Here is a 23176-nt window from a genome sequence, read left to right on the forward strand (position 1 = left end):
TGGATGCATAAAAAAAGCCCTCTGCGCAGCAGAAGGCTTTTCTCTTTTTCTTTTCCACATAGCAAAAACCCCACGCTTTTGGCATGGGGTCTCGGCTTTATTTGATGCCTGGCAGTGTCCTACTCTCGCATGGGGAGACCCCACACTACCATCGGCGCTACGGCGTTTCACTTCTGAGTTCGGCATGGGATCAGGTGGGTCCACCGCGCTATGGCCGCCAGGCAAATTCTGTTTCAATTAACCCGCTATGCAATATCACACAGCCAGCCAATCCAATCTCGGAACTTCGCTGAAAATCTTAATTTCTCTCAAATCACCAAAACACCTTTGGTGTTGTAAGGTTAAGCCTCACGGATCATTAGTACTGGTTAGCTCAATGCATCGCTGCACTTACACACCCAGCCTATCAACGTCATAGTCTTTAACGTTCCTTCAGGGGGCTTAAAGCCCCAGGGAAGACTCATCTCGAGGCAAGTTTCCCGCTTAGATGCTTTCAGCGGTTATCTCTTCCGAATTTAGCTACCGGGCAATGCCATTGGCATGACAACCCGAACACCAGTGATTCGTCCACTCCGGTCCTCTCGTACTAGGAGCAGCCCCTCTCAATCTTCCAACGCCCACGGCAGATAGGGACCGAACTGTCTCACGACGTTCTAAACCCAGCTCGCGTACCACTTTAAATGGCGAACAGCCATACCCTTGGGACCTACTTCAGCCCCAGGATGTGATGAGCCGACATCGAGGTGCCAAACACCGCCGTCGATATGAACTCTTGGGCGGTATCAGCCTGTTATCCCCGGAGTACCTTTTATCCGTTGAGCGATGGCCCTTCCATTCAGAACCACCGGATCACTAAGACCTACTTTCGTACCTGCTCGAGCCGTCACTCTCGCAGTCAAGCTAGCTTATGCCTTTGCACTAACCTCACGATGTCCGACCGTGATTAGCTAACCTTCGTGCTCCTCCGTTACTCTTTGGGAGGAGACCGCCCCAGTCAAACTACCCACCAGACACTGTCCTCACCCCGGATTACGGGGCCGAGTTAGAACATCAAACATTAAAGGGTGGTATTTCAAGGTTGGCTCCATGCAGACTGGCGTCCACACTTCGATGCCTCCCACCTATCCTACACATCAAGGCTCAATGTTCAGTGTCAAGCTATAGTAAAGGTTCACGGGGTCTTTCCGTCTTGCCGCGGGTACACTGCATCTTCACAGCGAGTTCAATTTCACTGAGTCTCGGGTGGAGACAGCCTGGCCATCATTACGCCATTCGTGCAGGTCGGAACTTACCCGACAAGGAATTTCGCTACCTTAGGACCGTTATAGTTACGGCCGCCGTTTACTGGGGCTTCGATCAAGAGCTTCGCCTTGCGGCTGACCCCATCAATTAACCTTCCAGCACCGGGCAGGCGTCACACCGTATACGTCCACTTTCGTGTTTGCACAGTGCTGTGTTTTTATTAAACAGTTGCAGCCAGCTGGTATCTGCGACTGGCTTCGGCGCCGGGAGCAAGTCCCTTTACCTAATGCCAGCGTGCCTTCTCCCGAAGTTACGGCACCATTTTGCCTAGTTCCTTCACCCGAGTTCTCTCAAGCGCCTGAGTATTCTCTACCTGACCACCTGTGTCGGTTTGGGGTACGATTTAATGTTACCTGATGCTTAGAGGCTTTTCCTGGAAGCTTGGCATCAACTACTTCATCACCGTAGTGACTCGTCATCACACCTCAGCGTTGATAAGCAACCGGATTTACCAAGTCGCTCCGCCTACATGCTTAAACCGGGACAACCGTCGCCCGGCTAGCCTAGCCTTCTCCGTCCCCCCTTCGCAGTAACACCAAGTACAGGAATATTAACCTGTTTCCCATCGACTACGCTTTTCAGCCTCGCCTTAGGGGTCGACTCACCCTGCCCCGATTAACGTTGGACAGGAACCCTTGGTCTTCCGGCGTGCGGGTTTTTCACCCGCATTATCGTTACTTATGTCAGCATTCGCACTTCTGATACCTCCAGCAACCCTCACAGGTCACCTTCAACGGCTTACAGAACGCTCCCCTACCCAACAACACCTAAGTGTCGCTGCCGCAGCTTCGGTGCATGGTTTAGCCCCGTTACATCTTCCGCGCAGGCCGACTCGACCAGTGAGCTATTACGCTTTCTTTAAATGATGGCTGCTTCTAAGCCAACATCCTGGCTGTCTATGCCTTCCCACATCGTTTCCCACTTAACCATGACTTTGGGACCTTAGCTGGCGGTCTGGGTTGTTTCCCTCTTCACGACGGACGTTAGCACCCGCCGTGTGTCTCCCGTGATAACATTCTTCGGTATTCGGAGTTTGCATCGGTTTGGTAAGCCGGGATGGCCCCCTAGCCGAAACAGTGCTCTACCCCCGAAGATGAGTTCACGAGGCGCTACCTAAATAGCTTTCGGGGAGAACCAGCTATCTCCCGGTTTGATTGGCCTTTCACCCCCAGCCACAAGTCATCCGCTAATTTTTCAACATTAGTCGGTTCGGTCCTCCAGTTAGTGTTACCCAACCTTCAACCTGCCCATGGCTAGATCACCGGGTTTCGGGTCTATACCTTGCAACTAGACGCCCAGTTAAGACTCGGTTTCCCTACGGCTCCCCTATTCGGTTAACCTTGCTACAAAATATAAGTCGCTGACCCATTATACAAAAGGTACGCAGTCACACCACGAAGGTGCTCCCACTGCTTGTACGTACACGGTTTCAGGTTCTATTTCACTCCCCTCGCCGGGGTTCTTTTCGCCTTTCCCTCACGGTACTGGTTCACTATCGGTCAGTCAGGAGTATTTAGCCTTGGAGGATGGTCCCCCCATATTCAGACAGGATGTCACGTGTCCCGCCCTACTCATCGAGTTCACAGCAAGTGTGTTTTTGTGTACGGGAGTATCACCCTGTACCCTGCGACTTTCCAGACGCTTCCACTAACACACAAACTGATTCAGACTCTGGGCTCCTCCCCGTTCGCTCGCCGCTACTAGGGGAATCTCGGTTGATTTCTTTTCCTCGGGGTACTTAGATGTTTCAGTTCCCCCGGTTCGCCTTGCATGGCTATGTATTCACCATGCAATAGTGCAACGAATTGCACTGGGTTTCCCCATTCGGGTATCGTCGGTTATAACGGTTCATATCACCTTACCGACGCTTTTCGCAGATTAGCACGCCCTTCATCGCCTCTGACTGCCTAGGCATCCACCGTGTACGCTTAGTCGCTTAACCTCACAACCCGAAGGTGTCTTTGCAGACAACTTGCGTTGCGATTATTTGAGAGACTCTAATACAGGTTAATCCTTATCTCAGTACATCTACGGAGAGATAAGTTTCAGCTGTATTGTTTCAATTTTCAGCTTGTTCCAGATTGTTAAAGAGCAATATTTCACAACACACTGAGTCTTGCGACCGCAGTACGTTTTGAAATAGTTTTATATGGTGGAGCTAAGCGGGATCGAACCGCTGACCTCCTGCGTGCAAGGCAGGCGCTCTCCCAGCTGAGCTATAGCCCCATATAAAAAGCAAAATACCTTATCGGCATAACTCATTCTCAGACAAGGCGCAGTCACGCGACGTTTATTGTTATAAACGAGTGTGTCTGTAACGCAGTATGAGGATGAGTTGGTGGGTCTGAGTGGACTTGAACCACCGACCTCACCCTTATCAGGGGTGCGCTCTAACCACCTGAGCTACAGACCCAACAAGGTACTAAAGCCCGACTAATTTCTCAGCCCGGCCTTATTTGCTCGTTACTTTCTATCAGACAATCTGTGTGGACACTGCGCAATGCGTATCGTTAGGTAAGGAGGTGATCCAACCGCAGGTTCCCCTACGGTTACCTTGTTACGACTTCACCCCAGTCATGAATCACAAAGTGGTAAGCGCCCTCCCGAAGGTTAAGCTACCTACTTCTTTTGCAACCCACTCCCATGGTGTGACGGGCGGTGTGTACAAGGCCCGGGAACGTATTCACCGTAGCATTCTGATCTACGATTACTAGCGATTCCGACTTCATGGAGTCGAGTTGCAGACTCCAATCCGGACTACGACAGACTTTATGTGGTCCGCTTGCTCTCGCGAGTTCGCTTCACTTTGTATCTGCCATTGTAGCACGTGTGTAGCCCTACTCGTAAGGGCCATGATGACTTGACGTCATCCCCACCTTCCTCCGGTTTGTCACCGGCAGTCTCCCTTGAGTTCCCACCATTACGTGCTGGCAACAAAGGATAAGGGTTGCGCTCGTTGCGGGACTTAACCCAACATTTCACAACACGAGCTGACGACAGCCATGCAGCACCTGTCTCACAGTTCCCGAAGGCACCAAAGCATCTCTGCTAAGTTCTGTGGATGTCAAGAGTAGGTAAGGTTCTTCGCGTTGCATCGAATTAAACCACATGCTCCACCGCTTGTGCGGGCCCCCGTCAATTCATTTGAGTTTTAACCTTGCGGCCGTACTCCCCAGGCGGTCGACTTAACGCGTTAGCTCCGGAAGCCACGCCTCAAGGGCACAACCTCCAAGTCGACATCGTTTACAGCGTGGACTACCAGGGTATCTAATCCTGTTTGCTCCCCACGCTTTCGCACCTGAGCGTCAGTCTTTGTCCAGGGGGCCGCCTTCGCCACCGGTATTCCTCCAGATCTCTACGCATTTCACCGCTACACCTGGAATTCTACCCCCCTCTACAAGACTCTAGCTTGCCAGTTTCAAATGCAGTTCCCACGTTAAGCGCGGGGATTTCACATCTGACTTAACAAACCGCCTGCGTGCGCTTTACGCCCAGTAATTCCGATTAACGCTTGCACCCTCCGTATTACCGCGGCTGCTGGCACGGAGTTAGCCGGTGCTTCTTCTGCGAGTAACGTCAATCAATCGTGCTATTAACACGACTGCCTTCCTCCTCGCTGAAAGTGCTTTACAACCCGAAGGCCTTCTTCACACACGCGGCATGGCTGCATCAGGCTTGCGCCCATTGTGCAATATTCCCCACTGCTGCCTCCCGTAGGAGTCTGGACCGTGTCTCAGTTCCAGTGTGGCTGGTCATCCTCTCAGACCAGCTAGGGATCGTCGCCTAGGTGAGCCATTACCCCACCTACTAGCTAATCCCATCTGGGCACATCCGATGGCGTGAGGCCCGAAGGTCCCCCACTTTGCTCTTGCGAGGTCATGCGGTATTAGCTACCGTTTCCAGTAGTTATCCCCCTCCATCAGGCAGTTTCCCAGACATTACTCACCCGTCCGCCGCTCGCCGGCAAAGTAGTAAACTACTTCCCGCTGCCGCTCGACTTGCATGTGTTAGGCCTGCCGCCAGCGTTCAATCTGAGCCATGATCAAACTCTTCAATTTAAGATTTGTTTGATTTGCTATGAGTTAACATAGCGATGCTCAAAGATTACTTTCTGCAAATATGCATTCGAACCGAAGTTCAAATGTGTACTGCTTTGGTCACTCTTCAAGACTTTGATATTTCTTCTGCCTGCCGAAACAGGCTTCGATATCGTCTTGCGAGTGCCCACACAGATTGTCTGATAAATTGTTAAAGAGCGTTCGTTACCCGTTTGCCTTTCGGCGAATCTTACGGTAACGCGGGAGGCAAATAATACGCTTTCCCGCTACAGAGTCAACCACTTAATCAGTTAATTTTCTCTGCTCTCCCCGGCCACTCTGTGAAGTTGCTCACAGCGCCGTGTCGATGGATGCGCATTATAGGGAGCTGCTTCAGAATGGCAAGGGTTTATATTAAAGTTTTTTCCGTTTGCTGACTATTTAAACGAAACGACTATTTGTGACGCATTTTTATCGCTTTTGGCAGGTCAGCTAGGCTATTTAGCACCCAATCTGCCGCTGCTTCACCTTCTGCAGTCACAGGCTTACCGGTGCGGACTAACACTTTAGTACCGATATTTGCCGCTAGTGCTGCCTGCATATCTTCAATTTTGTCGCCAACCATATAAGAAGAAGCCATATCGATGTTCAATTCACTTTGTGCTTGCAGTAACATGCCTGGCAATGGCTTACGGCATTCACATGTTTCGCGAAACTCCGCTACACTGCCATCGGGATGATGTGGGCAGAAATAGATACCATCTAAATCAACACCACGATCAGCAAGAGACCAATCCATCCATTCGGTGAGGCTCAAAAATTGCTCTTCGGTAAAAATACCGCGCGCAATCCCTGATTGGTTGGTAACCAAAACCAGAGCAAAACCCATTTCTTTCAATTCACGGCAAGCATCAATAACACCATCGATAAACTGAAAATTATCAATTTCGTGGACATAACCATGATCAACATTAATTGTTCCATCACGATCTAAAAATATTGCGGGGACGGGCTGAGTCACTTATCTGCTCCTGAGGGCTGTAAACTTGGTTAGTATCGCATGTTTTCTTACCGATTGAGAATGGCAGAGAATCAGTGTTGCCAGTTGACTTAGCCGTCTAGACGCCTTAACATCCAATCTATACTTTGGGTTCTGCCAAAGTTTACTTTTTATCTAGCCACGGAAATGACGATAAAATAAGAATAATATGATTAAACTTTCTCATATCAGCAAAGTATTCCAGCAGGGTTCGCGCACCATTACCGCGCTTTCAGACGTGAGTTTGCACGTCCCAGCTGGGCAAATTTATGGCGTTATTGGTGCCTCAGGTGCCGGTAAAAGTACCTTGATCCGATGCGCCAATATGTTAGAACGCCCCACCAGCGGACAAGTATTGGTTGATGGGCAAGATCTGACAACTTTATCTGAAGGCCAACTGACACGCGCTCGTCGTCAGATTGGCATGATTTTCCAGCATTTCAATTTGCTCTCCTCGCGCACAGTGTATGGCAATATCGCGTTGCCACTTGAACTGGACAACACATCACGTGCAGATATAAAGAAGAGAGTCACTGAGTTGCTGGATTTAGTCGGGCTTGCCGATAAGCAAGATGCTTACCCTGCAAATCTGTCCGGTGGGCAAAAACAACGCGTTGCTATCGCCCGCGCTTTGGCCAGTAATCCTAAGGTTCTGCTGTGTGACGAAGCCACCAGTGCGCTGGATCCTGCAACCACCCGTTCAATTCTGGAATTGCTAAAAGATATTAATCGCCGTTTGGGTCTGACCATCTTGCTTATTACCCATGAAATGGATGTGGTGAAACGCATTTGTGATCAAGTTGCGGTTATCAGTGATGGCAAATTGATTGAGAAAGACAGTGTCAGTGAAGTGTTTTCTCATCCGAAAACACCACTGGCGCAACAATTTATTCAATCAACCCTACATTTGGATATTCCAGAAGATTACGCACTGCGTATGACCCAAGAGCCAACCACAGACCGAGTCCCGCTGCTTAAACTGGAGTTCACCGGTAAATCTGTTGATGCGCCGTTGATTTCACAGGCTGTGCGTCGCTTTAATATTGATATTGGTATCCTTAGCTCGCAAATGGACTATGCCGGCGGTGTTAAATTTGGTGTCATGCTGGCTGAGCTGCATGGCGACAATCATGATGGCCTCGCAGCTATCAAATTCTTGCAAGATCATCATGTAAAAGTAGAGGTTCTGGGTTATGTCTGAGGCAATGATGTGGTTAATGGGCCGAGGCGTCTGGGAAACTCTAATGATGACGTTTGTCTCTGGCTTCTTTGGTTTTGTGTTGGGGCTGCCTGTCGGGGTTCTATTGTATGTCACTCGCCCAGGGCAAATTATTGCGAACAATAAGATTTACCGCACCTTGTCTGGGGTAGTGAATATCTTCCGCTCCATACCTTTTATTATCTTATTGGTATGGATGATTCCATTCACTCGGATGATCGTCGGCACCTCTATTGGTTTGCAGGCGGCAATAGTCCCGTTAACGGTAGGTGCCGCTCCGTTTATTGCTCGCATGGTGGAAAATGCTCTTTTGGAAATTCCATCAGGATTGGTTGAGGCAGCCCGTGCTATGGGTGCTACACCCATGCAAATCATCAAAAAAGTGTTGTTACCCGAAGCGCTACCAGGTTTGGTAAATGCGGCCACAATTACTTTAATTACCTTAGTGGGTTATTCCGCTATGGGGGGCGCAGTCGGTGCCGGTGGTTTAGGTCAAATCGGCTATCAGTATGGTTACATTGGTTATAATGCCACGGTAATGAATACAGTGTTGGTGCTATTAGTTATTTTGGTTTATCTGATTCAGTTAAGTGGCGATCGGATCGTAAAAGCCGTTACCCACAAGTAGTTATTGATACATATATTACCCAAAGGACTTGGAGCTACAGGTAGGCAGCAAGCGAATGAATCCTGATGAGCTTATCAAGTAAGTGATTCAGGTGAGTGAACGTAGCGAACAACCCTGTAGCCCAAAGTACGAAGGGTATAGCGACGGCCTCACACAGCGGCGCATCTTAACAAGTGTTTATAGAGGAAAGGATATGTCTTTAAAATTCAAATCTATTGCGGCAGTTAGTGCATTAATCGGTACTCTGGCACTGGTGGGTTGCGGCCCAGCGGAAAAAGATCCAAACCATATTAAAGTCGGTGTAATTGTGGGTGCTGAACAGCAAGTTGCTGAAGTTGCACAAAAAGTAGCAAAAGACAAATATGGCCTGGATGTTGAATTGGTCACCTTCAATGATTATGTATTACCGAATGAAGCACTGAGCAAAGGCGATATTGACCTGAATGCTTTCCAGCATAAACCTTATCTGGATCAGCAAATCAAAGATCGTGGCTACAAACTGGTTTCTGTTGGTAACTCATTCGTTTACCCGATTGCTGGTTACTCTAAAAAAATCAAATCATTGGAAGAACTACAACCTGGCTCTCAGGTAGCATTGCCAAATGACCCGACTAACCTGGGCCGCTCACTGTTGCTGCTGCAAAAAGTCGGTCTGATTAAACTGAAAGACGGCGTTGGTCTGCTGCCAACAGTGCTGGATGTGGTTGAGAACCCTAAAAACCTGAAATTGATTGAACTGGAAGCGCCTCAGTTGCCACGTTCTTTGGATGACCAACAGATCGCATTGGCAATCATCAACACCACTTATGCTAGCCAAATTGGCCTGACACCGGCTAAAGATGGCCTGTTTGTCGAAGATAAAGACTCACCTTACGTTAACCTGATCGTGGCCCGTGAAGACAACAAAGATGCGGAAAACGTGAAGAAATTCGTTCAAGCTTATCAATCTGACGAAGTTTACGACGCAGCAAACAAAGCATTCAATGGTGGTGCAGTTAAAGGCTGGTAATAGTCAGTTAGCTATTTTGCTGAATACTGAATTTGCTGAATATAGGTTTCCTAAATTCACTGTTTGCTAAATATATTGCAAGACGGGCTATAGCCCGTCTTGTTATTTGCATAATAGATTGCTTCAATAGCGCCTCTTAAATAAAAAGGCTGAGGAATTTCTATGCGTGCGTTACCTCTGTGTCTGTTAGCTCTCTCGCTAACTGGGTGTTCCGTGCTTCAATCAAAGCCATCCACCACAGAAAATCCGGTTAAGCAACCGTCTCCGGTTATCAAATCCAGCCCTACCGTTGCCCCTCGTCCGGCTCCGGTAAAACTGTATAAAAGTGCAGAAGAGCTTGTTGGTAAGCCTTTCCGCGATTTAGGCGAAGTGTCCGGTGAATCTTGCCAATCCACCGTTCAGGACTCCCCACCGAGTATTGCAACCGCCCGTAAGAGAATGCAGACTCGAGCATCCTATATGAAAGCCAATGCAGTTTTACTGCATCAATGTGAAATACAAAGTGGTGTCCCCGGCTGTTATCAACAAGCCGTGTGTCAAGGCTCTGCACTGAATGTTTCATCAAAATGAGTGTTTTCTCCTTTAATCAGATTGGCGTCATCCGCTCACCCTATAAAGAAAAGTTTGCCGTGCCGCGCCAGCCGGGTCTGATTGAAGATGGTGGTGGCGAATTGCACCTATTAGCTCCCTATAACCAAGCGGAAGCTGTGCGAGGTTTGGCTGATTTTAGCCATTTATGGGTGATGTTCGTTTTCCATCAAACCATGGATGGTGGTTGGCGGCCTACGGTTCGCCCTCCGCGCCTAGGTGGTAATACTCGAATGGGGGTATTTGCCACCCGCTCCACCTTTCGGCCTAACCCGATTGGCATGTCCCTCATAGAGTTGAAAGGGGTGCATTGCCAAGGAGGACAAGTCATTTTGACGCTAGGCAGTCTGGACCTCGTTGATGGCACGCCAGTGATTGATATCAAACCTTATTTGCCTTTTGCGGAGAGCCAACCCCACGCGCGCGCGGGTTTTGCTCAAACAGCACCCGATGCAGACATGCCGGTGAGTTTTTCTCCTACCGCCGAACAACAGTTAATACAGCAACAACAACGTTATCCACATTTGCGGCGTTTTATCACTCAGGTTTTAGCGCAAGACCCGCGCCCAGCCTACCGAAAAAGTGATAATGAAAGCCGAGAATATGCGGTTCTACTACTAGAATTTAACGTGCGCTGGCGGGTTATTGCCGGCCAAACGGAAGTGTTATCACTCGACCCATACTAAATTTCACCCAGCTCTCTTTTGACAACCCGCACTCGCTGGTAAACTAAATTACTTTTTACTTTTTTGGCTGCCTCTATTTGTTGCAGTGCCAATGGAACCAAAACATCATGCGTACTAGCCAATATTTGCTCTCCACTCTGAAGGAGACACCTGCTGATGCTGAAGTGATCAGCCACCAGTTGATGCTCCGCGCCGGGATGATCCGTAAACTGGCCTCAGGTCTTTATACCTGGTTGCCGACCGGAGTCCGGGTGTTGAAGAAAGTCGAAAACATCGTGCGCGAAGAAATGAATAACGCCGGTGCAATCGAAGTTTCAATGCCTGTCGTGCAACCGGCTGATTTATGGCAAGAGAGTGGCCGTTGGGAACAATATGGCCCTGAACTGTTACGTTTTGTTGACCGCGGTGAGCGCCCTTTTGTACTCGGCCCAACTCATGAAGAAGTCATTACTGACCTGATTCGTGGCGAGATCAACTCTTACAAGCAGTTGCCACTGAATTTCTTCCAAATTCAAACCAAGTTCCGTGATGAAGTTCGCCCACGTTTTGGCGTGATGCGCGCCCGTGAGTTCCTGATGAAAGACGCTTACTCTTTCCATACCACTCAGGAATCATTGCAGGAAACTTATGACGCAATGTATGCCGCATACAGTAAAATTTTCAGCCGTATGGACCTGAATTTCCGTGCGGTACTGGCAGATACTGGCTCCATCGGTGGCAGTGCATCCCACGAGTTCCAAGTGCTGGCAGACAGTGGTGAAGACGATATCGTGTTCTCAACCGGTTCTGATTATGCTGCTAACATTGAATTCGCTGAAGCGCTGGCACCGGCTGAACCACGAGCAGCTGCGGCAGAAGAACTGCGTATCATTGATACTCCGAATGCAAAAACCATCGCTGAATTAGTCGAGCAGTTCACACTGCCGATTGAAAAAACCGTGAAAACCTTAATCGTTCATGCTCATGAAGAGAGTGGCCATAAGCTGGTTGCCCTGCTGGTTCGTGGTGATCACGAACTGAATGAGATTAAAGCTGAAAAATTGCCGCAAGTTGCCAAGCCATTAACTTTCGCGACAGAAGAAGAAATTCGTGCAGTTATTGGTGCAGGCCCAGGTTCATTAGGCCCGGTTAATCTACCAATGCCTGTTGTCGCTGATCGCAGTGTCGCGGTGATGAGTGATTTTGGCGCAGGCGCGAATATCGATGGCAAACATTACTTTGGCATTAACTGGGAGCGTGATTTGCCGCTGCCACACATTGCAGACTTGCGCAATGTGGTTGAAGGCGATATTAGCCCAGATGGTCAAGGCACTTTGCTTATCAAACGCGGCATTGAAGTGGGTCATATCTTCCAGTTAGGGACGAAATACTCGGAAGCCATGAAAGCCACAGTTCAAGGTGAAGATGGCCGCAACCAAGTGATGACCATGGGTTGTTACGGTATTGGGGTTTCCCGTGTGGTTGCTGCTGCCATTGAACAGAATCATGATGACCGCGGTATTATTTGGCCGGATGCTATTGCACCATTCCAGGTGGCTATTTTGCCAATGAATATGCATAAATCTTTCCGCGTCAAAGAACTGGCAGAAGAGTTATATACGACCCTGCGCTCTCATGGCATTGACGTTATTCTCGACGATCGTAAAGAGCGCCCTGGCGTGATGTTTGCTGATATGGAATTAATTGGCGTGCCACACAATATCGTTATTGGTGACCGCAATCTCGACAGCGAAGAAGTGGAATATAAAAATCGCCGTGCTGGTGAAAAGCAAATGATTAAAACCAGTGAAATCATTGATTTCTTGCTGAGCCAAATCAAACGCTAATTAGCTCTAAATAGAAAGCCGCCAGAATGTGAATAACAGCTGGCGGCTTTTTTATTGCAGCAAAAGTCAGATTCTACTGACTGTCGCAGCTCTTATTGGCATTGAACTGAATATCGCCTGCCGGGATCAGTGTTTTATCTGATTGCCCTTCCTCCATTGACGGCCGAATATCAAAATGGCCATTAAGGGTCAGGAATACTGGTTCCCCCACATTTTTACGCGCTTTTAAATATCCCTTTTCCAAGGCGATATTATTTTCCACTGGGAAAGTTTTGCCCGTTGCGCAATCGGTAAATACTGCCGCATCAGCAAAGTATTTATACATGCCGCTAAGTGGCATCGGCGTTTTAGGTAAAGGCTGAGCGCTGGGTACTAACTGATAATTCAATTTAGATTCAATCGGCAGGCCTTGTTGATCAAGCATTACAAGGTTTTTACCAACAGGTCGGAAATAACGTTTTTCCCCCTGCCCGGTGGTTAACACTAATTTATCCGCCGTACGCGCCCAGTGACCATATTCTGCAAATGCTTGGTCACCATCTTTGCTACCAAGATAAACTTCTTTCAAAATAAAAGTTCCATCACTATCGAGGAACAAAGAAGTATCCAGGCCGCTGCAATCTGCACAAGGTAAAACACCCTGATAACTTTGCTGCATGGGTTGTAAAACCTGCTCAACCGGCTGATGCCGATTATTACAACCTAATAATGACAGTGCACCTACTGCCAAAAATAGCGTTATTGTTAATTTACTCACAGTCATTCTCCCATACTGTGTCCGATATAAAAGGATGAAGCCGCATCAGTCACTATTGGGGCTGATATCAGCATCAATCCTGATGTATTTTACCGCGCAGCGCTTTTGTCGCTCCTTTGCGGACTTTACTTTCAACTCGCCTGATTTTTGAACCTTTGGTCGGTTTCGTCGCCCTGCGAGTTTTTTCTACCACCATCGCCTGACGGATTAATGCTACCAACCGCGCTAATGCAGCCTCACGATTCATATCCTGGCTACGGTATTCTTGCGCTTTAATAATGATGACCCCCTCAGCGGTCATCAAATGGCTATTGAGCAATAATAGCCTTTCTTTATAATACTCTGGCAGGCTTGAGGCCTTAATGTCAAAGCGCAAATGGATGGCTGTTGAGGTTTTATTCACATGCTGCCCACCCGCACCTTGGGCCCGAATAGCCGTCAGTTCAATCTCGCTGTCGGGTAAGCTGACATTATTGGATATAATCAACACGCTTATTGCCCATCGCCTTGCCATTCATCAAAACTAATTTCCAGATTATTCTTATCATCTGATAACCAAATAGTTCCCTCTTGCAGCGTGACTTGCAATGACATATTGCGCTGAGACAGCGCGGCCAACTTTGCCATTTTTTCATCATCCAGGAAACGCACCCGAAGATTACGATGCCCCGATAACTTTTCCTGCACCTGTGGCCACCACACTTTAGCGGCCCTTTCGCTGTAAGCATAGAGCACAACTTGCTGTGACTGGTTACAAGCTTTACGCAACCGCTTTTCCTCTGGCAGCCCCAATTCAACCCATAGTTCAATGCCATTGTGATCATTGTGACGCCAAATTTCAGGTTCGTCATCAGCACTCAAGCCTTTGGTAAACAACAAACGCTCATCAGCATGACAAATCCATGCCAATAAACGCAACATCATGCGCTGGTCAGTTTCAGATGGGTGTTGCGCGATGGTCAGGTTAATATCCTGAAAAAAATTACGGTCCATATCAGCGATGTTAACGGCAGCTTTATGGATGGTTGCTTTTAGTGCCATGGGTGACCTCTTAATTATCTGGCTTATAGTGTACTTGATTAAGTCTGCTAGCAGCCAGCCCGGTATAAAGTGAGTTATTAATTGTATCAATACTAAAAAGAAAGCTTTGTTCTGGCGCTGATATCTCCAACACTCCTGTGCTATAGTCCTTATAAGTTCAGAGTTTATCTTCGTAGGTTAACAGTGTGGTATTTGTGCTGAGAATCTACCGGGTTAAACTTTTCCGGGAGGATTACTGTGCAGCAATACTGTGAATTAGTACGCCGTTTTTATGCCGAAATTGGAAGTGGTGACCTTGGCTACGTGCCAGACGCCCTGCGCTGTGTATTGAAAGCATTGGACGAAGTTGCGGCTAACGACGCACTCCCGTCCTCCGTTAGGGAACAGGCGGCCTATGCCGCCGCTAACTTATTGGTGAGCGATTATGTCGATGAGTGAAGAGTATCAACCCATCAATTGTGATGACTACGATAATCTGGAACTCGCCTGCCAACATCACCTGATACTGACGTTGAAGTTGAGAGGCGGTGAGCTTGTAGAAGGTAAAGCTAGTGACCTGCTGCTGAGAAAAAAGGTCGAATACCTGATTGTCGAGCAAGAGGGGACAATGCGTGAGTTACGTCTTGACCACATAGCCAGCTTCAGTCACCCCGAGATAGGGACTGTAGTAGTAAGTGCATCATAATTCTGCACCTTTAACGACGGGCCACTGAAAAGTGGCCCGTTTTGCATTCAGGGCAGGCTAATTAAGGTTTCAAACTCGCATAATAAGCCGCCAAATCTGAAAAATCCTCATCAGACAAATTAGCAACATAGGCGCGCATCACTTCCGCCTGTCCACCGGTACGCGTCCCTTTCTTATAAGCTGCCAGTGATTGTTCTAAATACATAGCATTTTGCCCTGCAAGATTAGGATACATAGGCACTGAAACTTTGCCCTGTGCACCATGGCAAGCCACACAGCTGGCTGACTTCACACGACCGGCTTCTATATCATTTTTTGCCAATGCCGAAAAACTACATAAACTAAGTGCCACTATACTAACGACTAATTTCATCATTGCTCCTCAAGAATCAACAATCTTATTTCTTCTTATTATTTAATGCCGGTTTGGCCCAATGTAGATGCCAGCACGGGTCGCCTTCATTAACTTGCCCCGCTTGAGTGACAAATACACCGGCAGCGGCAATTAATTGTTCGCCAAAATACAGCAGAGGAATACGTTCCCGTTGCCACGGCGGGATACCTAACTCCTGCCATATTTTCTTGCCTTGACGAGAGTGGTGCCGCCCGACAATTTTTATATCCCCTTGTAAACCAAAGCGAATACTTATTTCTTCGCCAAGAGCGGGAGGCTTAATAGCTTGCCCGCCCTCGCGCGTAAAACTCAGCACCCCAAGATTGGCGGGCAAAATCAAAGGCGCGGGTACAGCCACCGCCTCGTCAGGTGCGACCTGAACTTTAGCCCAAGACAGATGCGGTGTTCGTATCTCTACCAGTGGTGATAGCAGGTACAAATATTGCCTAAAACGGCGAACCTGATATATGCCAAGAGTCAATTGAGGCTCGGCATCCTGTCTGGCCATCGCCACTTCCAACCACAAACGTTGCAGTTGGCTTTGTGATGGCATTGAAGCACCACGTCCAGCCAACCAACGGCGCAATATCGCAGCGCGTTTAGCCTCGGAGGCAAGTAGTAACCCCTCGACAGACAGCGCTCCCTCTTCATTTTGCAGTTGTTGCAGATTATCAGCCAGCAACTCATCCAATAGTTGCTCTTGTTCAGCACATAAACTGGCACTGCGCGCCGTCGCTTGAGCAAAATGTGGCCAGCGCTGAGTCAACAAAGGTAAGATTCTTAATCGCAGGAAATTGCGATCAAAACGATCGTCCTGATTACTGTCATCTTCAATCCATTGTAAGTGCTGTGTTCGAGCATAGTTTTCTAACATTTCACGAGAAAATGCCAATAATGGCCGCCATAGTTGGCTGTGAGCAAAAGGCATTTTAGCCGCCATGGCAGATAAACCCGCCGGGCCACTGCCGCGTTTGAGTGCCAGTAAGAAGGTTTCACACTGGTCATCTAAATGCTGGGCGGTAAGCAGTACTTCATTGGCGGCTAAATGTGAGGTAAAAGCCTCATAACGAGCGGTTCGCGCCGCCGCCTCAATACCCGCATGACGCGTATCAATATTAACGCGCACCACTTTCAGTGGAATTTTCCATTGCTTACATTGTTGCTGGCAATGAGTTACCCAACTATCTGCCAGTGGGTTTAAACCATGATGAATATGAATAGCACGAATGATCAAATCAGGAATAAGCTGATCGCGCAGGCAAACCAATAGATGCAGTAGCACACTGGAATCCAAGCCACCACTAAACCCCACCAGGACATGGCGCTGTTCACCCAATTGCGCGAACAGTGGGTTGAGTAAAACATTGGGTGTCGCAGGAGTGGCGTTCATCTTATTCCGCTATCAATTCATAGAGCTCCAGAGGTAAACCATCTGGGTCATTAAAGAAAGTAAAACGTGATTGTGTATAGGGATCAATGCGAACTGCTTCGCAAATCACACCAGCAGCGTCAAGTTCCTGCATCGCCAGTTCAATATCATCGACCTGAAAAGCCAAATGCCGTAAACCGCATGCTTCTGGGCGGCTAGGCCGTGGTGCCGGAGAGGGGAAAGAGAATAGCTCAATCGTATACTGGCCGTTTAGCGCCAGATCAGCTTTCCACGAGTCCCGCGCTTCACGATAAACTTCACTCAGGAGGCTAAAACCCAGTATTTCACAGTAGAATTTTTTGCTTGCCTGATAATCTGATCCAATGATTGCAATATGGTGAACCTGACGTATTGCTAACATATATCTCCTATATTATCCCATTGGTGCCATCGGTTAGTCCATTTTATTCTTGCACAAGAATAATACTAAAAACAAAATATTCATAATTATTCATTCACTAAAATATAAAAAAATACAACTCGACATAAAAACACATTTGATGACATGTGAATAATTGTTTTTATATAAACCCCCTATCAGTAACACGTGCTACTTTCTAACTTTGAAAACAATATTATTAAAATGAAACTAAAAAATAAAAAAACCGAGGTTAACATGTTAAATACAAACAGAATGAATATATATTTCATCAGAAAACTATCTTTAATTACCCTTGTTTTTACCAGTTTATCGGCCTCTGCCATTAATCCAGTGAATATTGTTTATCGAGTAGATAGCCGCCCCCCAGAAGAAATCACCTTGGCGGGGGGAATGATCCCCTATTTTCATTTACTTCATAGCAATGATTTATTAGAGCATTTCACAGGAGAGGCACCTATGGGTTATACCAGTGGATTTGTTTCAACCACCTCTTTATTAGAGCACGCAATCGATCATTCTATTTTTGAATTCGATATTGACGATGAAGGTTTATATATAGATAATTTTGAGACTTATCTATATGCTATTCGCCCGGCTGATAACTTCTATAATGTCGACGAGTCCATTAGCCATGCCAGAGATGCCTCACCTCAAAACGCCTATCAGTACACGATGTTGCGTGATGCTCTGGAAGAGTGGGGTGGCATGGAAGAATGGGTGGCATATGGTGGTTTTGCTCACACCCGGATTATAGCGTATGCCCCCATTAATGCTGCTTTACTGAATCAGTATTACCAATCTGGCGCTATGAATTCAGACGTTTTTTGGGCTACACGTTGGCATTCTAACCCATCATACTCGCCTCAATTTGATCATGATCAGAGTTCCTCCATACCTTACCCAACCGTTGGTACGCCGAATGGGTTCATTATTATGGCCCAGAATGAGGCCGGGCAACAATTACCACTGCCAGTGGTGACAGGAACTGCATGTAATGATAGCCAAAATATAAATCACTTAATAATGAAAAGAGAAAGTTTTACTAAAAGCACATGTCTTAATGAAAAATTTTCCACTATTAAATATTTTTACAATAAGAAAGCACTGGCTTCTATATTACTATTACTAACCTTAAATTAATGATTTGAAAATAATAACCATTTATTCACTTAAACTGATAAGGATACTTTATGATTAAATTAATCGCCGCCACCGTAATGATATTATTATGCCACCCTGCTTTTTCAGAATATAAATTATCGGGAAAAGTTAATGGCCTTCGTCATTCAGAAGATAACTGTCACATTTCAATTAAAACCAACACTATATCTGGCTACAGTAATATTTGGCACTACATAGAGAAAGAGAAAATCTGTAAATTAGCACAGTTAGCTTATGTGTTAGGGAAAAATATCACTATTAATGCTCAGGAAAACTCTAACCCAGACTATGCCAGTACAATAGTTGATATAGCGGTGACTGATACAACCATTCAATGGCCGCCCTATAATAAATCTAATCATAATTAAATATAAAAAATCCGGCGCTAACTCAGCACCGGATTTTCAAATATCATTTTTATGCCATTGACTCAGCAATAACCGTAATTCATCAGACGTTGATAACGACGATTTAATAACTCTTCGTCATTCAGAACATCCAGATCACTAAGATCAGCCAGAAGCTGTGCTTTCAGTGAAGCGGCAATCGCCAGGTAATCACGATGCGCTCCTCCTAAAGGCTCAGGAATGACGGAGTCGATCATCTTCAGTTCTTTCAAACGGTGAGCGGTAATGCCCATGGCTTCTGCGGCTAATGGTGCTTTATCAGCACTTTTCCACAAAATAGACGCACAGCCTTCTGGGGAGATAACAGAATAAGTGCTGTATTGCAGCATATTCACTTTATCACCCACACCGATTGCCAGCGCACCGCCAGAACCACCTTCGCCAATGACAGTACAAACGATAGGCACATTCAGGCGTGACATTTCGCGTAAATTACGTGCAATGGCTTCAGATTGCCCGCGTTCTTCTGCGCCGACACCAGGGTATGCCCCTGGTGTATCAATGAAAGTAATGATTGGCAGTTTAAAACGCTCAGCCATTTCCATCAGACGCAATGCTTTACGATAACCTTCTGGTGCTGGCATCCCAAAGTTACGACGAATCTTCTCTTTGGTTTCACGGCCTTTTTGGTGACCAATGATCATCACCGGGCGACCGTCCAGACGTGCAATCCCACCAACGATAGCTTTATCGTCAGCATAGGCGCGATCACCGGCCAGCTCTTCGAAATCGGTAAAGATATTAGCGATATAATCCAGGGTATAAGGACGACGAGGATGGCGTGCCAATTGGGCAATTTGCCATGCACCGAGATCCGAGAATATCTTCCGCGTCAGCTCGACACTTTTCTCACGTAGACGCTGAACCTCTTCGTCCAGATTAATATCTAATTTTTCGTCTTGACGGCTGACTGCGGTCAGCGAGTCAATTTTCGCTTCCAGCTCTGCAATCGGCTGTTCAAAATCAAGAAAATTCAGACTCATAGCATTCCTATTTTAGTCAAATTCCAGTTCCACCTGCTCATTACCTACCAACGTTCGCAAATCTATCAATAAGCGATCGGTGGGCGTCACGCGCCATGTGGCTCCAAACCGCAGCCGGGCGCGAGCATCTTCCCGTTGGTAATAAAGATGCACTGGGATCGTCCCCGCTCGATGGGGTTCCAACGACTGACGGAGACGGTTCAAAAGCTGGTCATCAATTTGCCTGTCGGTCAGCGATATAGCAAGCCCACGGGCATATTTTTCACGAGCTTCACTGATGTCCATTAACTCACGGGCGGTCATTTTAAGTCCACCACTAAAGTCATCAAAGCTGACCTGTCCGGTGGCTATCAGGATACGGTCTTTTTCCAACAAATGCTGATATTTTTCCAACGCATCGGTGAATAGCATAACTTCAAGACGCCCAGAACGGTCATCCAATGTACAAATGCCAATACGATTTCCGCGTTTTGTCACCATAACCCTAGAAGCGATAACCAACCCCGCAGCCATGGTCATTTTGCCCCGATCCGTCGGGTGCATATCTTTCAAACGCAGCCCGCCGGCATAACGTTCTATTTCCTTAAGATATTGGGTGATTGGGTGGCCGGTCAGGTACAGCCCCAACGTTTCCCGCTCACCGTCTAAAACAATCTGTTCCTGCCACGGCGGCACATTAGCATAAGATTGCTCAACCTGCTCAGGAGCATCTGCTAATACACCAAACATATCAACCTGACCAATGGCTTCTGCCTTAGCATGTTGGTCTGCGGCTTTTAATGCTTCACCCAGCGAACTCATCAATGCAGCGCGGTGCGGCCCCAAACGGTCAAAGGCACCGGACATAATAAGTTTTTCTAAAATCCGGCGATTAAGTTTTTTAGTATCAACTCTGGCACATAAATCAAACAGCTCTTTGAAGTAGCCGCCTTCTTTGCGGGCCTCCAGCATCGCCTCAATCGGCCCCTCGCCGACACCTTTAATTGCGCCGATACCATAAACAATTTCATTTTCATCATTGACATGGAAATGATACAGGCCGCTATTGATATCAGGTGGCAGAATTTTCAGCCCCATGCGCCAGCACTCATCGACCAGGCCCACCACCTTATCGGTGTTGTCCATATCGGCGGTCATTACCGCCGCCATAAACTCCGCAGGATAATGGGCTTTCAACCACAAAGTTTGGTAAGAAACCAAAGCATAGGCGGCGGAGTGTGACTTGTTAAAACCGTAACCAGCAAATTTCTCTACCAGGTCAAAAATCTTAATCGCCAGTTCACCCTCGACCCCCTGGCTTTTCGCACCATCTTCAAATATAGAGCGCTGTTTCGCCATCTCCTCTGGGTTCTTCTTACCCATCGCACGCCGCAACATATCCGCGCCGCCGAGTGAATAACCAGACAGAACCTGAGCAATCTGCATAACCTGTTCTTGATATAAAATGATGCCATAGGTTGGCTCAAGAACTGGTTTTAGTGATTCATGCTGCCATTCAATATCAGGATAGGATATTGCTTCACGGCCGTGTTTACGGTCAATGAAGTTATCAACCATCCCTGATTGCAATGGGCCGGGGCGGAATAATGCCACCAACGCGATCATATCTTCGAAGCAGTCAGGTTTTAGGCGCTTGATAAGATCTTTCATGCCTCTGGATTCAAGCTGGAATACCGCCGTCGTTTCAGAACGTTGCAGCATATCGAAGCTTTTTTTATCATCCAGTGGAATAGAGGCAATATCAATCGGCTCTAACCCGGTTTTCGCACGCCGGGCATTGATCATCTCCAATGCCCAGTTAATGATAGTAAGTGTTCGCAAACCTAGGAAGTCGAACTTCACCAACCCGGCATATTCCACATCATTCTTATCGAATTGCGTAACCGGGTTATTGCCTTCTGCATCGCAGTATAGCGGGGCAAAATCGGTAATTTTTGTTGGTGCAATAACTACCCCACCGGCATGTTTACCGGCGTTACGCGTTACCCCTTCCAACTTGCGCGCCATATCAATTAGCGCTCTAACCTCTTCATCTGCCTCATAGATTTCAGGCAGTTGCGGTTCCGCAGCGAATGCTTTCTCTAGCGTCATGCCCGGATCAGGCGGGACTAACTTTGAGATTCGGTCAACGAAGCCATAAGGATGGCCCAAGACTCGGCCCACATCGCGAATGACCGCTTTGGCTGCCATGGTACCAAAGGTAATTATCTGAGAAACAGCATCACGGCCATACATTTCAGCCACATGCTCAATGACCAGATCGCGTTTTTCCATGCAGAAGTCAACGTCGAAGTCGGGCATTGATACACGTTCGGGGTTTAGAAAACGTTCGAACAGCAGGTCAAATTCCAGCGGATCAAGGTCAGTAATCTTCAGCGCATAAGCCACCAAAGAACCCGCACCAGAACCACGCCCCGGCCCTACCGGCACGCCGTTATCTTTTGACCACTGGATAAACTCCATTACAATCAAGAAGTAACCAGGAAAACCCATCTGGTTAATGACTTTTAGTTCAATTTCCAGACGTTCATCATATTCAGGGCGTTTTTGTACCCTAACTTCAGGATCTGGGAATAGGAATTCCAGCCGCTCCTCTAAACCTTGTTTAGACTTTTCAACCAGAAAGTCTTCTGTGCTCATATCGCCGGTGGGGAATTGCGGTAGGAAATACTCACCAAGCCGGATAGTCACATTACAACGTTTGGCTATTTCAACACTGTTAATCAGCGCCTCAGGAATATCCGCGAAAAGCTCACACATTTGCTCTTCATCGCGCATAAATTGCTGAGGGCTATAATTCTTAGGCCGCTTAGGGTCAACCAATGTAAAGCCGTCATGGATAGCCACGCGGATCTCATGGGCGTCAAAGTCAGATTCATTGATAAAACGCACATCATTAGTCGCGACTACCGGCAAGCCACGCTCGGTTGCTAATGCTACAGCGGCATGCAGATAGTTTTCTTCATCCGGGCGGCCAGTCCGAATTAACTCCAGATAGTAGCTGTCAGGGAAATGCTCTTGATAAAATTCAAGGCACAAATCAACCTGAGCCTGATTACCCCGCAGAATGAACTTGCCAACATCCCCCATCCGGCCACCAGACAGCAGAATCAGACCTTCTTTGTGCTTAATCAGCCAATCACGGTCAATGATAGGGCCAGCGGCACCATATCCGCGTTGATAAGCTTCAGAGATAAGCAAGGTAAGGTTTTGATAACCTTCATTATTACGTGCCAGAACAGTGAGGTGAGCTAATTCATCACCTAGAATTTCACTTTGCACGTAGAAGTCTGCGCCGATGATGGGTTTAACCCCAGCACCATGAGCGCTACCGTAGAATTTTACCAAGCCACATAGGTTGGTAAAGTCGGTAATGGCCAGAGCGGGCATGCCTAGGGCAGCAGCTCTCTTCACCAAGGGTCCAATCTTGGCTAATCCATCGATCATGGAGTAATCGCTGTGAACACGCAGGTGGACAAAACGAGGTTCGGCCATATCCAGATACCAGAAATTAGTGGATTGAATCATATCCCAAGCAATTCATTGCCAAGGAATCATACCCATACATTATGGATGTTGCTTTATTTTATAGATGCAAGTCGC

At 47.3% G+C, this 23176-nt stretch carries 19 protein-coding genes, 2 tRNA genes and 3 rRNA genes; 10 read left to right on the forward strand and 14 right to left on the reverse strand.

The window, feature by feature from the left end; all coding sequences use genetic code 11:
- Positions 1 to 106: 106 nt before the first annotated feature.
- From rrf to gmhB, 6 genes are all read right to left on the reverse strand, one after another.
- Positions 107 to 222, reverse strand: a 5S ribosomal RNA gene (rrf, locus tag OP863_RS14995).
- Positions 223 to 337: 115 nt separating this feature from the next.
- Positions 338 to 3244 (reverse strand): 23S ribosomal RNA (locus tag OP863_RS15000).
- Positions 3245 to 3452: 208 nt separating this feature from the next.
- A tRNA-Ala gene (locus OP863_RS15005) sits at positions 3453 to 3528 on the reverse strand.
- A 110-nt stretch (positions 3529 to 3638) separates the two neighbouring features.
- Positions 3639 to 3715: transfer RNA gene (locus OP863_RS15010), tRNA-Ile, on the reverse strand.
- 102 nt (positions 3716 to 3817) lie between these two features.
- Positions 3818 to 5360 (reverse strand): 16S ribosomal RNA (locus tag OP863_RS15015).
- The 16S, 23S and 5S rRNA genes sit together here with 2 tRNA genes alongside, the layout of an rRNA operon.
- Positions 5361 to 5793: 433 nt before the next feature.
- Entirely contained in the window at positions 5794 to 6360 is a 567-nt protein-coding gene (gene gmhB, locus OP863_RS15020; protein WP_038631301.1) for a D-glycero-beta-D-manno-heptose 1,7-bisphosphate 7-phosphatase, read from the reverse strand.
- 187 nt (positions 6361 to 6547) lie between these two features.
- Here gmhB and metN point away from each other — a divergent pair, with 187 nt between their 5' ends.
- The 6 genes from metN (at position 6548) to proS (ending at position 12334) form a co-directional block, all read left to right on the forward strand.
- Positions 6548 to 7579: a methionine ABC transporter ATP-binding protein MetN gene (gene metN, locus OP863_RS15025; protein ID WP_050292055.1), complete on the forward strand. Its 1032-nt coding sequence runs from the start codon at positions 6548 to 6550 to the stop codon at positions 7577 to 7579.
- Positions 7572 to 8225 carry a methionine ABC transporter permease MetI gene (locus tag OP863_RS15030; RefSeq protein ID WP_032813821.1) on the forward strand — a complete coding sequence of 218 codons (654 nt, stop codon included), beginning with the start codon at positions 7572 to 7574 and terminating at the stop codon, positions 8223 to 8225. The genes metN and OP863_RS15030 overlap by 8 nt, the downstream gene beginning before the upstream one ends.
- 193 nt (positions 8226 to 8418) lie before the next feature.
- Positions 8419 to 9234, forward strand: coding sequence for a MetQ/NlpA family lipoprotein (locus OP863_RS15035; RefSeq protein WP_004391674.1), 816 nt, complete (start codon positions 8419 to 8421; stop codon positions 9232 to 9234).
- A gap of 162 nt (positions 9235 to 9396) precedes the next feature.
- Entirely contained in the window at positions 9397 to 9804 is a 408-nt protein-coding gene (gene rcsF, locus OP863_RS15040) for an Rcs stress response system protein RcsF (RefSeq protein WP_120011423.1), read from the forward strand.
- Positions 9801 to 10508 (forward strand): tRNA (N6-threonylcarbamoyladenosine(37)-N6)-methyltransferase TrmO, encoded by a 708-nt coding sequence (gene tsaA, locus OP863_RS15045; RefSeq protein WP_038631291.1) that lies wholly within the window; start codon positions 9801 to 9803, stop codon positions 10506 to 10508. The genes rcsF and tsaA overlap by 4 nt, the downstream gene beginning before the upstream one ends.
- 107 nt (positions 10509 to 10615) lie before the next feature.
- Positions 10616 to 12334, forward strand: a complete 1719-nt coding sequence (gene proS / locus OP863_RS15050) for a proline--tRNA ligase (protein ID WP_145591545.1) — start codon at positions 10616 to 10618, stop codon at positions 12332 to 12334.
- 73 nt (positions 12335 to 12407) lie between these two features.
- On the opposite strand, the gene nlpE is transcribed toward proS, so the two are convergent.
- The 3 genes from nlpE to OP863_RS15065 all read right to left on the reverse strand — a co-directional run bounded on the left by nlpE (position 12408) and on the right by OP863_RS15065 (position 14132).
- Entirely contained in the window at positions 12408 to 13091 is a 684-nt protein-coding gene (gene nlpE / locus OP863_RS15055) for an envelope stress response activation lipoprotein NlpE (RefSeq protein ID WP_038639358.1), read from the reverse strand.
- A 73-nt stretch (positions 13092 to 13164) separates the two neighbouring features.
- On the reverse strand, positions 13165 to 13581 hold the full coding sequence (gene arfB / locus OP863_RS15060) for an alternative ribosome rescue aminoacyl-tRNA hydrolase ArfB (protein WP_038631286.1): 417 nt from the start codon (positions 13579 to 13581) through the stop codon (positions 13165 to 13167).
- A 2-nt stretch (positions 13582 to 13583) separates the two neighbouring features.
- Positions 13584 to 14132 (reverse strand): YaeQ family protein, encoded by a 549-nt coding sequence (locus OP863_RS15065; RefSeq protein WP_265525477.1) that lies wholly within the window; start codon positions 14130 to 14132, stop codon positions 13584 to 13586.
- Positions 14133 to 14369: 237 nt separating this feature from the next.
- On the opposite strand from OP863_RS15065, the gene OP863_RS15070 reads away from it, so the two are divergent.
- Positions 14370 to 14570: a YaeP family protein gene (locus OP863_RS15070; RefSeq protein WP_002212152.1), complete on the forward strand. Its 201-nt coding sequence runs from the start codon at positions 14370 to 14372 to the stop codon at positions 14568 to 14570.
- Positions 14557 to 14817 (forward strand): Rho-binding antiterminator, encoded by a 261-nt coding sequence (gene rof, locus OP863_RS15075; protein WP_038631280.1) that lies wholly within the window; start codon positions 14557 to 14559, stop codon positions 14815 to 14817. Before OP863_RS15070 ends, rof begins: the two co-directional genes overlap by 14 nt.
- Positions 14818 to 14878: 61 nt before the next feature.
- Here rof and OP863_RS15080 read toward each other — a convergent pair whose 3' ends face one another.
- From OP863_RS15080 to OP863_RS15090, 3 genes are read right to left on the reverse strand one after another with little or no spacing between them, the layout of a single operon-like run.
- Complete coding sequence (locus OP863_RS15080) at positions 14879 to 15193, reverse strand: c-type cytochrome (RefSeq protein WP_145589885.1); 315 nt, start codon at positions 15191 to 15193, stop codon at positions 14879 to 14881.
- Between the two features lie 22 nt (positions 15194 to 15215).
- Complete coding sequence (tilS, locus tag OP863_RS15085) at positions 15216 to 16601, reverse strand: tRNA lysidine(34) synthetase TilS (RefSeq protein WP_265525478.1); 1386 nt, start codon at positions 16599 to 16601, stop codon at positions 15216 to 15218.
- 1 nt (position 16602) lies between these two features.
- Positions 16603 to 17001, reverse strand: a complete 399-nt coding sequence (locus OP863_RS15090; RefSeq protein WP_038631274.1) for a VOC family protein — start codon at positions 16999 to 17001, stop codon at positions 16603 to 16605.
- 255 nt (positions 17002 to 17256) lie between these two features.
- On the opposite strand from OP863_RS15090, the gene OP863_RS15095 reads away from it, so the two are divergent.
- On the forward strand, positions 17257 to 18162 hold the full coding sequence (locus tag OP863_RS15095; RefSeq protein WP_265525479.1) for an enterotoxin A family protein: 906 nt from the start codon (positions 17257 to 17259) through the stop codon (positions 18160 to 18162).
- A gap of 50 nt (positions 18163 to 18212) precedes the next feature.
- On the forward strand, positions 18213 to 18551 hold the full coding sequence (locus tag OP863_RS15100) for a hypothetical protein (protein ID WP_145589201.1): 339 nt from the start codon (positions 18213 to 18215) through the stop codon (positions 18549 to 18551).
- Between the two features lie 62 nt (positions 18552 to 18613).
- On the opposite strand, the gene accA is transcribed toward OP863_RS15100, so the two are convergent.
- Both accA and dnaE read right to left on the reverse strand, forming a co-directional pair.
- Positions 18614 to 19573, reverse strand: coding sequence for an acetyl-CoA carboxylase carboxyl transferase subunit alpha (gene accA, locus OP863_RS15105; protein WP_004391685.1), 960 nt, complete (start codon positions 19571 to 19573; stop codon positions 18614 to 18616).
- A gap of 12 nt (positions 19574 to 19585) precedes the next feature.
- On the reverse strand, positions 19586 to 23068 hold the full coding sequence (dnaE, locus tag OP863_RS15110; RefSeq protein ID WP_038639355.1) for a DNA polymerase III subunit alpha: 3483 nt from the start codon (positions 23066 to 23068) through the stop codon (positions 19586 to 19588).
- Positions 23069 to 23176: the final 108 nt, after the last annotated feature.

The organism is Yersinia sp. SCPM-O-B-9106 (C-191), from assembly GCF_026183365.1.
GTDB classification, from domain to species: domain Bacteria; phylum Pseudomonadota; class Gammaproteobacteria; order Enterobacterales; family Enterobacteriaceae; genus Yersinia; species Yersinia rochesterensis.

Coding starts and splice junctions, on each gene's coding strand:
- tilS (WP_265525478.1), bottom strand. CDS start 16,601: ATGAACGCCACTCCTGCGACACCCAATGTTTTACTCAACCCACTGTTC.
- OP863_RS15080 (WP_145589885.1), bottom strand. CDS start 15,193: ATGATGAAATTAGTCGTTAGTATAGTGGCACTTAGTTTATGTAGTTTT.
- OP863_RS15100 (WP_145589201.1), top strand. CDS start 18,213: ATGATTAAATTAATCGCCGCCACCGTAATGATATTATTATGCCACCCT.
- accA (WP_004391685.1), bottom strand. CDS start 19,573: ATGAGTCTGAATTTTCTTGATTTTGAACAGCCGATTGCAGAGCTGGAA.
- metN (WP_050292055.1), top strand. CDS start 6,548: ATGATTAAACTTTCTCATATCAGCAAAGTATTCCAGCAGGGTTCGCGC.
- rof (WP_038631280.1), top strand. CDS start 14,557: ATGTCGATGAGTGAAGAGTATCAACCCATCAATTGTGATGACTACGAT.
- OP863_RS15035 (WP_004391674.1), top strand. CDS start 8,419: ATGTCTTTAAAATTCAAATCTATTGCGGCAGTTAGTGCATTAATCGGT.
- rcsF (WP_120011423.1), top strand. CDS start 9,397: ATGCGTGCGTTACCTCTGTGTCTGTTAGCTCTCTCGCTAACTGGGTGT.
- tsaA (WP_038631291.1), top strand. CDS start 9,801: ATGAGTGTTTTCTCCTTTAATCAGATTGGCGTCATCCGCTCACCCTAT.
- OP863_RS15095 (WP_265525479.1), top strand. CDS start 17,257: ATGTTAAATACAAACAGAATGAATATATATTTCATCAGAAAACTATCT.
- OP863_RS15090 (WP_038631274.1), bottom strand. CDS start 17,001: ATGTTAGCAATACGTCAGGTTCACCATATTGCAATCATTGGATCAGAT.
- proS (WP_145591545.1), top strand. CDS start 10,616: ATGCGTACTAGCCAATATTTGCTCTCCACTCTGAAGGAGACACCTGCT.
- dnaE (WP_038639355.1), bottom strand. CDS start 23,068: ATGGCCGAACCTCGTTTTGTCCACCTGCGTGTTCACAGCGATTACTCC.
- OP863_RS15030 (WP_032813821.1), top strand. CDS start 7,572: ATGTCTGAGGCAATGATGTGGTTAATGGGCCGAGGCGTCTGGGAAACT.
- OP863_RS15065 (WP_265525477.1), bottom strand. CDS start 14,132: ATGGCACTAAAAGCAACCATCCATAAAGCTGCCGTTAACATCGCTGAT.